Source organism: Variovorax sp. HW608 (assembly GCF_900090195.1).
In the GTDB taxonomy this organism is placed as follows: Bacteria; Pseudomonadota; Gammaproteobacteria; order Burkholderiales; family Burkholderiaceae_C; genus Variovorax.
This window is the reverse complement of the sequence record NZ_LT607803.1, coordinates 6939717-6953337: the sequence shown is the minus strand read 5'-3', so window position 1 is coordinate 6953337 and position 13621 is coordinate 6939717. Positions and strand designations below refer to the sequence as shown.

Below are 13621 nucleotides of genomic sequence, written 5' to 3'. Positions count from 1 at the left end.
ATCAGCGGGGTCGTAAATCGGCGTTTACCTTGAGAGTCAACGCGCATGCGTCGCCGAGTTCGGCGCGCGCTTCATCCAGCGGATCGGCTGCTCCTTGACGGGGCGCGGCGGTGCGCCGTGGCGCACCAGGGTGGCATCCAGCGCGGTGCCGGCTTCGTCCGCGAGTGCGGCTTCGCGCGCGGCGGCAATCGCATCGGCGCGCGCGACCGGCGTGTGGCCCTGCGGGGAGGCGATCGCGAGATGGTCGATGACGTGCAGCAGGTTGTGCTTGCCGCGTTCGTTGGTGCTGCCGTAGCCCTTGATGAGCCGGCCGCACAGCGCGATCTCGTGGCCCAGGCGCCAGTGCGTCTCCGTGCCCTTGACGACGGCATCGAGCCAGCGGTCGATCAATGCCTGTTCCTGCGCGAAGCGCTGCCCGCGCCGGCGCAGCCATCGCAGCGACGCGAGCAGCCGCAGCGACGCCATGCCGACCACCGAATGGCTGCCGACCTTGAGCGGCAGCGCCCATGGCGTGGAGCGTCGGCGGTCCCACGCCGTCACGCGATCGGCAAGGGACGGCGGCAGCAGCGCGGCGAATTCGGGAGCGCCGGGCTTGAAGTGGTCGTAGACCTTCACGATGTCGTCCTCGCCGGCCTTGACCTCGTCGCGCACGCGCCGCGCGCGGCTCGCGCGGCTCTTGAGTTCGGCGACGCGCACGATGTCGTCGAAGGCCATCCACAGCGCGAGCCAGCGCACCGTCTCGCGCGTGACGGCGAAGCCCCGGGCGCCGGACGGGTCGGCGCCGCGCTCGGCGGCGAGCACCTTCTGGAGCCGGTCCACGTAGAGCTGCGCATAGTCCGCATCCTGGTAGTCGAGCACGCGCGCGTGGCCGAGTGCGAGCATCGGGTGCACTGCAGGCGGAAACTGGCTGGCGACCGTCTGCGGCAGCGCGGACGCCGCGGGCGTTTCATCCTTCGATGTCGCGAGCAGGCCGGTCACCATCGCGGCCTGCTGGCGCGGCGCGTTCACGGCATCGAAGGCCTTCGCGAAGCCACGCAGGCTGGCCTCGGCCATCTTGCTGAGCTTGTCGCCGCTGCCGCGCACCACCTGTTCGTACGCTTCGCGCGGGAAGGGGAAGAGCCCGCTGCCGGCGATCGCGCCGAGCATCACCGCGCTCACGACCGTGCCGGCATCGCGCGCAGCGGCGCCCATGTCGAACACGTGATGCTCGCGGCTGAAGGCCTTGACCACGTCGAGCAGCCGCTCTGCATCCGCGCGCCCGTCGCCGAGCGGCATGCGTTCGGCCGTGGTCAGCGTGCGGCTCGAAGAGCTGATGACCAGCGTGCGCTCTGGCGTGCTCATGCCGTTGCCGATCTGGCGCGCGGTTTCGAGCAGCTCCGAGGACACGATCGCATCGAGCGCGCCCGGCACCGGGCTCAGGCTGAACACCGGCCGCCGCCCGCCGAGCTCGGCCAGCGGCACCGGGAAGACTTCGACGTAGTAGGTGGTCGCGCCGGTGCGCTGCGCGACGCCGGGGATCGAGGTGCTCTGCGCCGCGTAGCCGGCATGCCGGGCGACATCGACCAGCCATTCGGTCAGGACGCCGCCGCCTTCGCCGCCGAGCGCGCAGATGAGGAGGGTGATGGGTTGGGCTCGATTCATGGTCGTCATGCAGGCTGAAGAACGCGAACGACGGCGCCGCGCAGGCTGTGCAGCAGCCTTTCATGCCATTTGGGGTTCTGCACCACTTCGGCGCGGTAGAAGCTCGGGCACAGCGTGGCCGCGTGCGCGTTGGCGCCGCAGAGGCCGCAGCCCACGCAGCCGTCGATCACCACCGCCACCGGGTCCACCTTCAGCGGATCGGGGTTGTCCTTGATCGTCAAGGTCGGGCAGCCCGACAGCCGGATGCAGGCATGGTCGCCGTTGCACACGTCCTCGTCGACGCCGTACTTCACGCGCACCACGCGCTTGCCCTGGCGCAGCAGGCTCGCGATCCATGGCTTGATGCGGCGCTGGCGCTCGAGCTGGCATTCGCCCTCCGCGATGATCACCTTCAGGCCGTCGAAGCTGCTCGTGAAGGCCTCGTTGAGGGTCTTGCGCATCTTCTCCACGTCGTAGGTATGGACGGTGCGCAGCCACTGCACGCCCAGGCCCTTGAGCGTGGATTCGATGGTCTGGTTCTTGTCGACAAGGCTTTGCTGCTTGTCGACGGCCCGCGCCTTCACCTCGTCGTCGGGCGTGGAGATGATGTCCTGCGTGCCGGTGGCCGAGGTGTAGCCGTTCTTGAAGATCATCAGCACCGCGTCGTCGCCGTTGAAGAGCGCGCTCTGCACGCCGGTCAGCAGCCCGTTGTGCCAGAAGCCGCCGTCGCCCATGATCGACAGCACGCGCCGTTGCATCACCGGAGAGACGCCCGCGCGGCTCGCGAGGCTCATGCCGTAGCCGAGGATCGAGTGCCCCATCGAGAACGGCTCGAAGGTGCCGAAGGCGTGGCAGCCGATGTCGGCGGCGATGTGCACCGGGCCGCTGTCCTGCTGCGCGAGCTTGAGGGCCGCGAAGACCGGCCGCTCGGGGCAGCCGATGCAGAAGCTCGGCGGCCGGTTGGGCAGCGGCGTTTCGAGCTTGGCGGCCACGGCTGCGCGGCGATCGCGGTTGCCGGCGAGCCAGCCCTGCGCCGAGTCCTGTGCATGGCCCGGCAGATGGCGCTGCACGAATGTCGCGAGTCCGCCCGCAAGCGCTTCGACGCCAAGCTCGCCCGCGGGCGGCAGCATGTCGCAGCCGTGCAGCGCGGTCTGGATGTCGCGGCGGCGCAGCAGGGTGGCGATCTCCTGTTCGATGTATTCGGGCTGGCCTTCCTCGACCACCAGCACCGCGCGCTTGCCGGCGCAGAAGTCCGCGACCTCCTCCGGCACCAGTGGATAGGTGACGTTGAGCACCAGCAGCGGAATGTCCGTCGCCCCGAAGGCGTCGGCGAGCCCGAGTTGCTGCAGGCTGCGAACGAGCGCGTTGTAGAGCCCGCCCTGCACCACGATGCCGAGATCGGCGTGCTTGCCCGGCATCAGTTCGTTGAGCTCGTTCTCGGCGATGTAGCGCCGCGCCGCGGGCAGTCTTTCTTCGCCCTTGAGCTTTTCATGGCGGAAGGTGACCGGCGGATGCGCGAGCCGCATGTAGTCGAAGCCCGCGGGCTCCTCGATCAAGGCGCGCGTCGAGACCGGCGGCGGCAGGTTGTCCCCGCATTCGAAGCTGCCGCGCACGTGGCAGGTGCGGATGCGCAGCTCCATCATGCAGGGCATGTTCGAGTGCTCCGAGAGCCGGAAGCCGTGCTCGACCATGTTCACCATCACGCCCAGGTCGGGCCGCGGATCGAGCAGGCACATGCTCGACTTGAGCGCATAGGCATGGGTGCGCTCCTGGATCACCGAGGCGCCTTCGCCGTAGTCCTCGCCGACCACGATCAGCACGCCGCCGCGCACGCCGGGCGACGAGAGATTGGACAGCGCATCGGCCGCCACGTTGGTGCCGACGATCGACTTCCAGGTCACCGCGCCGCGCAGCGGGTAGTGGATCGAGGCGCCGAGCATCGCCGCCGCCGAGGCCTCGTTGGAACAGGCTTCGACGTGCACGCCGAGCTCGTCCATGTAGGGCTTGGCCTGCACCATGACGTCGAGCAGGTGCGAGACCGGCGCGCCCTGGTAGCCGCCGACGTAGGCCACGCCCGACTGCAGCAGCCCCTTGGTGATCGCGAGGATGCCCTCGCCGTGAAAGGTGTCGCCGGCGCCGAGGCGCAAGGCTTCGATTTCCTTGCTGAACGAAACTTCCAACTGTCTTACTCCATAACGATGTGCATCGCGCTGGCGCTCTTCCAGGGCACCCGCGGAACCGGCTTTGCCGGGCCGCCAGGTGCGCCCCCGAAGTGGACGAGGCCGGGGATGGGCTTACTTCAGGCGAGAGATGTCGTAGGCGAGGGTGTCGAGGTCCTCGGGCGGGATTCCATTGACCGCATCGACCATCGCCATCGTGTCGCCGGGGCGCTTGCCGGAGCGGAATTCGCGCAGGGTCATCTGCAGGTAGTCCTTTTCTTGTGGGTTGGCTCGAGGCCATCCGCGAGTGTGCGGGGACCGGCACGGACCTTCAATAAAATGATCGAGCTAAGCAATATGAATGGCATGCATATCGACGCGATCGACCTGAACCTGCTGCGGCTCTTCGACGCCATCTATCGCGCGCGCAGCGTGAGCAAGGCGGCGGAGTCGCTCGGCCTCACCCAGCCGGCGGCCAGCCATGGGCTCGGGCGGCTGCGCCTGCTGCTGAAGGACGCGCTTTTCATCCGCGCCCCCGGCGGCGTCGCGCCGACCCCGCGCGCCGAGCGCCTTGCGCAGGCGGTGCAGTCGGCGCTGGGCACGCTGGAGGACGCGCTCAACGAGCCCGACCGCTTCGAGCCGGGCGAATCGCGCAAGACCTTCCGCATCCACATGAGCGACATCGGCGAAGGCCGCTTCCTGCCCGCGCTCATGACGCGGCTCGGCGAACTCGCCCCGGGCGTGCGGCTGGAGACGATGCCGCTCGCGCCCGAAGAAATCGCACCCGCGCTGGACAGCGGCCGCATCGACTTCGCCTTCGGCTTCCTGCCCAAGGTGCGCGACACCCAGCGCGTCATGCTGCTGAAGGATCGCTACATCGTGCTGCTGCGCAAGGGCCATCCTTTCGCGCGGGCGCGGCGCACCGGGCAGGCCATGCTCGAGACGCTGCGCCGGCTCGAATACGTGGCGGTGCGCACGCATGCCGAGACCATCCGCATTCTTCAACTGCTGAACCTCGAAGACCGCGTGCGGCTCACGACCGAGCACTTCATGGTGCTGCCGGCCATCGTCCGCGCGACCGATCTCGCGGTGGTGATGCCCCGCAACATCGCGCGCGGCTTCGCCGCGGAAGGCGGCTACGCGATCGTCGAGCCGGCCTTTCCGCTGCGCGACTTCACGGTGTCGCTGCACTGGAGCAAGCGCTTCGAGTCCGACCCGGCGAACAGCTGGCTGCGCGAGGTGATCAAGGCGCTCTTCGTCGAGCGCTGAGGTCTGCGCCGCGCGAAGCACCCAGGGCCTACCTCAGCGAGAGCCGAACTCCTTGGCCGCGAAGTCGAGGAAGCTGCGCAGTTTTGGCGTCATTCGACGGTCGGGGGCGTAGAGCGCATGCAGGGGGCGGGGACTGGGCTCGTACTTCGCGAGGAGTCTGGTCAGGCGGCCCGCCTGAATGTCTTCGGCCAGCAGCTCCGAAGGTTGAAGGATGACGCCCAGGCCCGCTATGGCTGCCGCGCGGAGAGCTTCACCGCTGTCCGTCGAGAACCTGCCATTGATCGGTATGGTGACCGACCCCTTGGGTCCGTTGAACGACCATTGGGTGCGCATCGAGGTGTGCGCGAACACGAGACACTCGTGCCGCTGGAGGTCTTCCGGAGTGCGGGGCACACCCGACTTTTTCAGGTAGTCCGGAGCTGCGCACAGGACCAATCGATGCGGGGCCAATCGTCTCGCGATCAAACCGCTGTCTGGAAGGTCGCCGGTCCGAAACACGACGTCGAAGCCCTCGTCGACCAGGTCGACGGTTCGATTGGTGAGACTCAACTCCACCGTCACTTCGGGGTACTCCTTCATGAACCGGGCCAGCCGCGGAGCAAGGGCCCGACTGCCGAACGTGATGGGAGCGCTGATGCGCAGGCGCCCCCTGGGCAGTGACCGTGACTCATCGATCTGCGCCTGTGCCGCCTCCATCTCGGCGAGGATGTTCGTGGCTCTTTCGTAGAAGAGTCGCCCTTCGTCAGTCAGGCTCTGGCGTCGGGTGGTTCGGTTCAGGAGTTTCACGCCGAGGGACTCTTCAAGCGCTCGGATCTGTTTGCCGGCCAGTTGCGACGACAACGCAAGTTCGCCCGCAGCAGCAGAGATCGAGCCCAGGTCGACCGTCCTCACGAAGACCCGCATCGAGGAAAGCCTGTCCATTTGATCCTTGATGTTTCTATTCTTGATAGCAGAGCACCATTTAACCAGATATGTTTCAGGTCTACAGTGCTTTCTCGACTCGACACCAATCAATCGCTGGCTTCGGTCAGCTCAACTCGAAGGAAGACTGAATGCAATCCATCGCAAAGAACGCAATTGCCGCTGCTGCCCTTGGCGCTGCGGCCCTGACCACCGCCGCGGCTCCAGCCGATAAGGCGGTCTCTGACGCCGTTTCGCAGAAGCCGACCGTCGTGCTCGTGCATGGTGCGTTCGCGGATGGGTCGACCTGGAACCAGGTCATCCCGCTCCTCCAGGCCAAGGGCTTGAAAGTGGTGACCGCCCAGAATCCGCTGACTTCGCTGGCTGACGATGTGGCCGCCACGCGCCGTGTCCTCAACAGGGAAACGGGTCCGGTGGTCTTGGTTGGCCACTCCTATGGCGGAGTCGTCATCACCGAGGCGGGTCAACAGGAGAAGGTCAAGGCGCTGGTCTACGTCGCGGCCTATGCCCCATCCGAGAACCAGTCGATTGCCGACCTGAACAAGGACTACCCGACGCCTCCCGGCCTCACCCACCTCACCGCGGACAAGGATGGCTTCCTTACCCTCACGCAGGAGGGCGTGTCCAAGCACCTGGCTCAGGACGTCCCGGCGGCGCAGACCAAGGTGATCGCCGCCACGCAGCATCTCACCCAGGGGAAGAATTTCGAAGACAAGGTGTCCTTCGCTGCCTGGAAGACGAAGCCCTCCTGGTACATCATCAGCGAGCAAGACCACATGCTCCAGCCTGATCTTCAGCGCGCCCTGGCCAAGAAGATTCAAGCAAGCGTCGTGAGTCTGCCGACCAGCCATGCTCCGCACCTGTCGCGACCTGCTGACGTGGCGGCGGTGATCCTTGCTGCGACGGAAGCCGTTTCCCGTTAGCCGGTCCAGCAGTAGCCGGGGCGTGGCATCGCCGCGGTGGTCGTCGTCACCGCCAGGGGCTGATTCAAGGGTTTTCCCCAGCGTCGCATACCAGCCCCGACATAGCCGATATGGGCATGTCCGTATGCATCGGCGCCGCTAAAGGAATAACTTCCAGTTGGCCCGATTCTTGATCGCCCCCACGAGCATGAGCATGACAACGACCACGCAACCCATCCAGTTCTTCCACCGCGGCCGGATCGTCGACGTCAGCGGCGTGCACCCGACCCGGTCGGTGCTCGACTGGCTGCGCGAGGACGCTCGTTGCACCGGCACCAAGGAAGGCTGCAACGAGGGCGATTGCGGGGCCTGCACCGTGGTGATCGGCGAGCTGGCCGATCCGGGCGAGAAGGGCGCGGTCGGCGGGCTGCGGCTGCAGGTGGTGAACGCCTGCATCCAGTTCCTGCCGACGCTGCACGGCAAGGCGCTCTTCACGGTCGAGGATCTCAAGGCCCAGTGCAGCCACGGCCATGACGCGCAGCAGCATGACAAGCATCCGGTGCAGCGCCTGCACCCGGTGCAGCAGGCAATGGTCGACTGCCATGGCTCGCAGTGCGGCTTCTGCACGCCGGGCTTCGTGATGTCGCTCTGGTCGACCTACGAACACCACCAGGAAGGCCAGACGCGCCCGACCCGGCAGCAACTGGCCGACGACCTGTCGGGCAACCTGTGCCGCTGCACCGGCTACCGGCCGATCCTCGACGCCGGCCAGCGCATGTTCGACCTGCCGGCCGTGCGCCTGGACACCCAGCCGGTGGTGGAAGCGCTGACCGCGCTGCGGCACGACCGCACCTTCGAGTACGCCGCGCCGCTGGGCCAGCGGCTCGACCATTTCCATGCGCCCACCACGCTCGCCGAACTGGCCGCGCTGCGCGAGGCCAAGCCGGCGGCGCAACTGCTCGCCGGCTCGACCGACGTCGGGCTGTGGGTCAACAAGCAGTTCCGCGACCTCGGCGACATCATCTACGTCGGCGACGTGGCCGAGATGAAGGCGATCGAGGAGCGCGCGGACGAGCTCTACCTGGGCGCCGGCGCGTCGCTCGAATCGGCCTTCGCGGCGCTCGCGCGGCGCATACCGAGCCTGACCGACGTCTGGCTGCGCTTCGCCTCGCCGCCGATCCGCAATGCCGGAACCATCGGCGGCAATGTCGCCAACGGCTCGCCGATCGGCGATTCGCCGCCGGTGTTGATGGCGCTCGATGCCGAGATCGAGCTGCGCCGCGGCAGCCAACTGCGCCGCATGCCGCTGCCGGACTTCTACGTCGACTACATGAAGAACCGCCTGGAGCCGGGCGAGTTCGTGCAAGGGCTCGCGGTTCCCAAGGCCGCGCTGACGCGGCAGGTGCGGGCCTACAAGATCAGCAAGCGCTTCGATTGCGACATCTCGGCGCTGTGCGGCGGCTTCGCGATCGAGCTCGACGGCGACGTGGTGAAGGAAGTGCGGCTCGCCTTCGGCGGCATGGCCGCCATCGTCAAGCGCGCCGCGAACGCCGAGGCCGCGCTGGCCGGCAAGCCCTGGACCCAGGCCACGGTCAACGCCGCCAAGCTCGCGCTCGCCAAGGACTTCACGCCGCTGACCGACATGCGGGCCAGCGCCGACTATCGCCTGCAGGTGGCGCAGAACCTGCTGCAGCGCCTGTGGCTGGAAACGCGCACCAGCGACCCGTTGCCGGTGGAAGCCACCAGCGTGTGGAGCGTGATGCCGCACGCCGTCGTGGCGGAAGGAGTCTGAGATGAACAAGCCGATCGATCCGAAGCTCTTCAAATCGGCCGAGGCCTTTGCCGACTACGCCTCGAACACCGCCGCGCGCATCGACGTCCATGCGGAAGCCAAGGCGCACGGCGACGGCGCCCGCGTGGGCATCAGCCGTCCGCACGAGTCCGCCGCGCTGCACGTGGCCGGCGAGGCGACCTACATCGACGACATCCCGGAACTCGCGGGCACGCTGCATTGCGCACTGGGCCTGTCGCCGCTGGCCAATGGCCGGCTCAAGGGCATGGAGCTCGATGCGATCCGCGCCATGCCGGGCGTGGTCGCGGTGCTGACCGCGGCCGACATTCCCGGCAGCAACGACTGCGGCTCGATCGTCCATGACGACCCGATCCTCTGCAGCGGCGACATCCGCTACATGGGCCAGCCGGTCTTCGCGGTCATCGCCGAGACCCGCGACGCCGCGCGCCGCGCCGCGGCGCGCGCCAGGGAGGCGCTCGACATCGAGGCCGCGCCGCCCGTGCTGACGCCGCAGGAAGCGCATGCGAAGGCCCAGTACGTGGTGCCGCCGATGCACTTGGTGCGCCACACGGACGAAGGCGGCGCCAAGGCGGCGATCGCGAAGGCGCCGCACCGGCTCAAGGCGCAGCTCGACGTCGGCGGGCAGGAGCAGTTCTACCTCGAAGGCCAGATCAGCTACGCCATCCCGAAGGAAGGCGGCGCGATGCATGTGTACTGCTCGACCCAGCATCCGAGCGAGATGCAGCACCTGGTCGCGCATGCGCTGCACCTGCACGCCAACGAGGTCCACGTCGAATGCCGGCGCATGGGCGGCGGCTTCGGCGGCAAGGAGTCGCAGTCGGCGCTGTTCGCCTGCGTGGCGTCGGTGGCGGCCAACAAGCTCAAGCGGCCGGTCAAGCTGCGGCTGGACCGCGACGACGACTTCATGATCACCGGCCGCCGGCACTGCTTCTGGTACGAGTACGAAGTCGGCTACGACGACCAGGGCCGCATCCTCGGTGCCGAGATCACGATGGTCTCCCGCGCCGGCCACTCGGCCGACCTCTCGGGCCCGGTGATGACCCGCGCGCTGTGCCACTTCGACAATGCCTACTGGCTGCCGAACGTGGAGATGCACGGCTTCTCGGGCAAGACCAACACGCAGAGCAACACCGCGTTCCGCGGCTTCGGCGGTCCGCAGGGCGCGATCGCGATGGAGAACATCCTCGACAGCGTGGCACGCGAGCTCGGCCGCGATCCGCTGGATGTGCGGCGCATCAACTTCTACGGCAAGACCGAGAACAACGTGACGCCGTACGGCCAGACGGTGGTCGACAACATCATCGACGAACTGGTGGCCGATCTGGAATCGAGCAGCGACTACCGCGCGCGCCGGGAGGAGATCGCGGAGTTCAACGCCAAGAGCCCGGTGCTCAGGCGCGGCATCGCGCTCGCGCCGCTGAAGTTCGGCATCTCGTTCAACGTCAAGCATTTCAACCAGGCCGGCGCGCTGGTCCATGTCTACAACGACGGGTCGATCCTGGTGAACCACGGCGGCACCGAGATGGGGCAGGGCTTGAACACCAAGGTGGCGCAGGTGGTGGCGCACGAGCTCGGCGTGAGCTTCGAATGCGTGCGGGTCACCGCGACCGACACGCAGAAGGTGGCCAACACCTCGGCCACCGCCGCATCGACCGGCGCCGACCTGAACGGCAAGGCCGCGCAGGACGCCGCGCGCCAGATCCGCGAGCGGCTGGCCGCCTGTGCTGCGGCGCGGCATGGCGGCGAGGCGTCGGCGGTGCGCTTCGCCAACGACAAGGTCGAGGTCAACGGCCGCACGCTGTCCTTCAGCAGCGTGGTCGGCGAGGCGTATCTCGATCGCGTGCAGCTGTGGTCCGACGGCTTCTACGCCACCCCCGGCCTGAGCTGGGACAAGGACAGGATGCAGGGCCGCCCGTTCTTCTACTTCGCCTACGGCGCGGCCGTGAGCGAGGTGATCGTCGACACGCTCACCGGCGAATGGAAGCTGCTGCGCGCCGACATCCTGCACGACGCCGGCAAGTCGTTGAACCCGGCGGTCGACATCGGCCAGGTCGAAGGCGCCTTCATCCAGGGCATGGGCTGGCTCACGACCGAGGAGCTGGTGTGGCACCCGAAGACCGGCCTCCTGACCACCCACGCGCCGAGCACCTACAAGATCCCGACCGCCAACGACTGCCCGCCGGTGCTCAACGTGCGGCTGTACGAGGGCCAGAACTTCGAGGATTCGATCCACCGCAGCAAGGCCGTGGGCGAGCCGCCGCTTTTGCTGCCGTTCTCGGTGTTCTTCGCGATCCGCGATGCGGTGTCGTCGGTGGGCGACCACAAGGTCGATCCGCCGCTCTCCGCGCCGGCGACCAGCGAGTCGATCCTGCGGGCGATTACTGCGGTGCAGAACGCCGCCGCCTGAGGGCGCTTTCATGTGACAGCGCGCTGTATAACTGCCCGCACCCACCAGAACGATTGCGGGCCGTTATGAGAGACCAGGCGCTACTAGACAAGATCGATCTTCACCTGATCAGGGTCCTACACACCGTGCTCACCGATCGCAGCGTTTCGCGTGCCGCCATCCGCTTGGGGATGTACCAGCCCGCCGTGTCGGCCGCCCTCAAGCGGCTGCGCGAGCTCTCGGGCGACCCGCTGCTGGTGCGCTCCGGTTCGGGCATGGTGCCGACCGACGCGGGCCTGCGCATGATCGAGCCCGCGGCGGCGATCCTGCGCTCGGCCGAGATGCTGTTCAGCGACGCGCGCGGCTTCGATCCGCAGACCGCGCAGACCACCTTCCGCATCGCGGCCAGCGACTACATGGACCCGCTCTTCCTGCCGCAGCTCGTCGCCCGCATCAAGAGCCAGGCGCCGATGTGCCACATCGAGATCCACCCGCTGTCGTCCGATTCGGACTACCACGCGCATCTGTCGCTCGGGCAGGTCGACGTGGTGATCGGCAACTGGCTCAAGCCGCCGGAAGACCTGCACATGGCGCGGCTCTTCGGCGACGAGATCGTCTCGCTGGTCAACAAGGACCATCCGGCGGTGCGGCGCGGCTGGGATTTCGAGAGCTGGCTCGCGGCCGAGCACATCGCGCCGACGCCCACGCACCCCGGCGCGCGCGGGATCATCGACCAGATGCTCGACGAGATGGGCCGGCAGCGGAACATCACCGCGCGCTGCGCGCACTTCGGGCTGATCCCGGACATGGTGGCGTCGAGCCTGCTGGTGCTCACCACCGGCCGCCAGTACTGCGAGCGCTTCGTCGACCGGCTGCCGCTCGCGATCCTCGAATGCCCGGTGCCGCTGCCGCGCCTCATGTACTACCAGCTCTGGCACGAGCGCACCCATTCATCGAGCTCGGCGCGCTGGCTGCGCGAGCGGACCAAGGAAGTGGCCGCCTCGCTGCGGCCGGCAGCGGCGGCCCGCCGCTGCGAGCGGCACCGGATAGACCTGGATTGATTCGCGCCCGGCGTCGCGAAGCAGCAAGAACCCACGCCATCGACCCATAAAGACTCGGAGACAAGACGATGAACCGGACTGAACAAGTGCTCGACCTCGGCGGGCAGGACATCCCACGGCAGCGCCCCTCGAAAAGCTGGGCCGAGCGCCTCTTCAAGCTCGAGGAACACGGCACCACCGTGCGCACCGAGATCGTGGCGGGGCTCACCACCTTCCTCACGATGGCCTACATCATCTTCGTGAACCCGACGATCCTCGGCGACGCGGGCATGCCGAAGGACGCGGTGTTCGTCGCCACCTGCCTGATCGCGGCGCTCGGCACGGCGATCATGGCGCTCTATGCCAACTACCCGATCGCGCTCGCGCCGGGCATGGGGCTCAACGCCTATTTCGCCTACGTGGTGGTGCTGCAGATGGGCTTCACCTGGCAGGCGGCGCTGGGGGCGGTGTTCATCTCGGGCTGCCTGTTCCTGCTGGTGACGCTGTTCAGGGTGCGGGAGCTGATCATCAAGGGCATCCCGCACTCGATACGGGTGGCGATCACGGTCGGCATCGGGCTCTTCCTCGCGATCATCGCGCTCAAGAGCGCCGGCATCGTCGCGCCCTCGAAGGCCACCTACATCACGCTCGGTGACCTGCACACCCCGCAGGTGGTCTTGGCGACCATCGGCTTCTTCCTGATCGTGGTGCTGGACCGGCTCAAGGTGCCGGGCGCGATCCTGATCGGGATCGTCGCCGTGACGGTGCTGTCGTTCTTCTTCGCCGGCAACACCTTCAACGGCGTCTTCGCCGCGCCGCCGTCGATCGCGCCGACCTTCCTGCAGCTGGACATCAAGGCGGCGCTCTCGGGCGGCATCCTCAACGTGGTGCTGGTGTTCTTCCTGGTCGAGCTGTTCGACGCCACCGGCACCCTGATGGGCGTTGCGCGCCGCGCGGGCCTCCTGGTGCCGGGGCGGATGGACCGCCTCAACAAGTCGCTCCTGGCCGACAGCGGCGCGATCTTCGCCGGCTCGCTGCTCGGCACCTCGAGCACCACCGCCTACGTCGAAAGCGCCGCGGGCGTGCAGGCGGGCGGCCGCACGGGGCTGACGGCGCTCACGGTGGCGGTGCTGTTCCTGGCCGCGCTGGTGATCTCGCCCCTGGCCGGCGCGGTGCCGGCCTATGCGACCGCGCCCGCGCTGTTCTTCGTGGCATGTTTGATGCTGAAGGAATTGACGGAACTGGAATGGGAGGAAACGACAGAGGTCGTGCCCGCCGTCGTGACGGCGCTGACCATGCCCTTCACCTATTCCATCGCCAACGGGCTGGCGTTCGGCTTCATCTCCTATGCGGTGCTGAAGCTGTTCACCGGCCAGGCCAGGCAGGTGCACTGGATGGTGTGGCTGATCGGCGGCGTGTTCCTTTTCAAGTTCATCTATATAGGCGGACACTGACGACAATAGGGCGATCGCCGAGAGGCGTTCAGGGCTTGAACCACAACCCACAGGCCA

At 67.6% G+C, this 13621-nt stretch carries 10 protein-coding genes; 6 read left to right on the top strand and 4 right to left on the bottom strand.

All coding sequences use genetic code 11. The features are described from left to right. Positions 1-36: 36 nt before the first annotated feature. The 3 genes from VAR608DRAFT_RS32995 to VAR608DRAFT_RS38340 form a co-directional block, all read right to left on the bottom strand. The gene (locus VAR608DRAFT_RS32995; protein ID WP_088959113.1) at positions 37-1641 is read right to left on the bottom strand and encodes an indolepyruvate oxidoreductase subunit beta family protein; all 1605 of its coding nucleotides are present in this window, start codon (positions 1639-1641) and stop codon (positions 37-39) included. 5 nt (positions 1642-1646) lie between these two features. Then, on the bottom strand, positions 1647-3800 hold the full coding sequence (locus tag VAR608DRAFT_RS32990) for a thiamine pyrophosphate-dependent enzyme (protein WP_088957896.1): 2154 nt from the start codon (positions 3798-3800) through the stop codon (positions 1647-1649). 114 nt (positions 3801-3914) lie between these two features. Further along, the gene (locus tag VAR608DRAFT_RS38340; protein WP_269458510.1) at positions 3915-4040 is read right to left on the bottom strand and encodes a c-type cytochrome; all 126 of its coding nucleotides are present in this window, start codon (positions 4038-4040) and stop codon (positions 3915-3917) included. A 96-nt stretch (positions 4041-4136) separates the two neighbouring features. Here VAR608DRAFT_RS38340 and VAR608DRAFT_RS32985 point away from each other — a divergent pair, with 96 nt between their 5' ends. Next, a complete protein-coding gene (locus VAR608DRAFT_RS32985) occupies positions 4137-5048 on the top strand; it encodes a LysR family transcriptional regulator (protein ID WP_088957895.1) in 912 nt (303 codons plus the stop codon). A gap of 33 nt (positions 5049-5081) precedes the next feature. Here VAR608DRAFT_RS32985 and VAR608DRAFT_RS32980 read toward each other — a convergent pair whose 3' ends face one another. Next, positions 5082-5969, bottom strand: a complete 888-nt coding sequence (locus VAR608DRAFT_RS32980) for a LysR substrate-binding domain-containing protein (RefSeq protein ID WP_088957894.1) — start codon at positions 5967-5969, stop codon at positions 5082-5084. A 131-nt stretch (positions 5970-6100) separates the two neighbouring features. Between VAR608DRAFT_RS32980 and VAR608DRAFT_RS32975 the strand changes: the two genes are divergently transcribed. From VAR608DRAFT_RS32975 to VAR608DRAFT_RS32955, 5 genes are all read left to right on the top strand, one after another. Beyond that, positions 6101-6892, top strand: coding sequence for an alpha/beta fold hydrolase (locus VAR608DRAFT_RS32975; RefSeq protein WP_088957893.1), 792 nt, complete (start codon positions 6101-6103; stop codon positions 6890-6892). A gap of 187 nt (positions 6893-7079) precedes the next feature. Continuing rightward, entirely contained in the window at positions 7080-8663 is a 1584-nt protein-coding gene (xdhA, locus tag VAR608DRAFT_RS32970) for a xanthine dehydrogenase small subunit (protein ID WP_088959112.1), read from the top strand. Position 8664: 1 nt separating this feature from the next. After that, entirely contained in the window at positions 8665-11091 is a 2427-nt protein-coding gene (xdhB, locus tag VAR608DRAFT_RS32965) for a xanthine dehydrogenase molybdopterin binding subunit (protein ID WP_088957892.1), read from the top strand. 65 nt (positions 11092-11156) lie between these two features. After that, positions 11157-12131, top strand: coding sequence for a LysR family transcriptional regulator (locus tag VAR608DRAFT_RS32960; RefSeq protein ID WP_088957891.1), 975 nt, complete (start codon positions 11157-11159; stop codon positions 12129-12131). A 68-nt stretch (positions 12132-12199) separates the two neighbouring features. Further along, complete coding sequence (locus VAR608DRAFT_RS32955) at positions 12200-13564, top strand: NCS2 family permease (RefSeq protein ID WP_088957890.1); 1365 nt, start codon at positions 12200-12202, stop codon at positions 13562-13564. Positions 13565-13621: the final 57 nt, after the last annotated feature.

What these genes read in the sequence shown, in the direction of transcription:
- VAR608DRAFT_RS32995 (WP_088959113.1), bottom strand. Translation starts at nt 1,641, where the DNA reads ATGAATCGAGCCCAACCCATCACCCTCCTCATCTGCGCGCTCGGCGGC.
- VAR608DRAFT_RS38340 (WP_269458510.1), bottom strand. Translation starts at nt 4,040, where the DNA reads ATGACCCTGCGCGAATTCCGCTCCGGCAAGCGCCCCGGCGACACGATG.
- VAR608DRAFT_RS32985 (WP_088957895.1), top strand. Translation starts at nt 4,137, where the DNA reads ATGAATGGCATGCATATCGACGCGATCGACCTGAACCTGCTGCGGCTC.
- VAR608DRAFT_RS32980 (WP_088957894.1), bottom strand. Translation starts at nt 5,969, where the DNA reads ATGGACAGGCTTTCCTCGATGCGGGTCTTCGTGAGGACGGTCGACCTG.
- VAR608DRAFT_RS32975 (WP_088957893.1), top strand. Translation starts at nt 6,101, where the DNA reads ATGCAATCCATCGCAAAGAACGCAATTGCCGCTGCTGCCCTTGGCGCT.
- xdhA (WP_088959112.1), top strand. Translation starts at nt 7,080, where the DNA reads ATGAGCATGACAACGACCACGCAACCCATCCAGTTCTTCCACCGCGGC.
- xdhB (WP_088957892.1), top strand. Translation starts at nt 8,665, where the DNA reads ATGAACAAGCCGATCGATCCGAAGCTCTTCAAATCGGCCGAGGCCTTT.
- VAR608DRAFT_RS32960 (WP_088957891.1), top strand. Translation starts at nt 11,157, where the DNA reads ATGAGAGACCAGGCGCTACTAGACAAGATCGATCTTCACCTGATCAGG.
- VAR608DRAFT_RS32955 (WP_088957890.1), top strand. Translation starts at nt 12,200, where the DNA reads ATGAACCGGACTGAACAAGTGCTCGACCTCGGCGGGCAGGACATCCCA.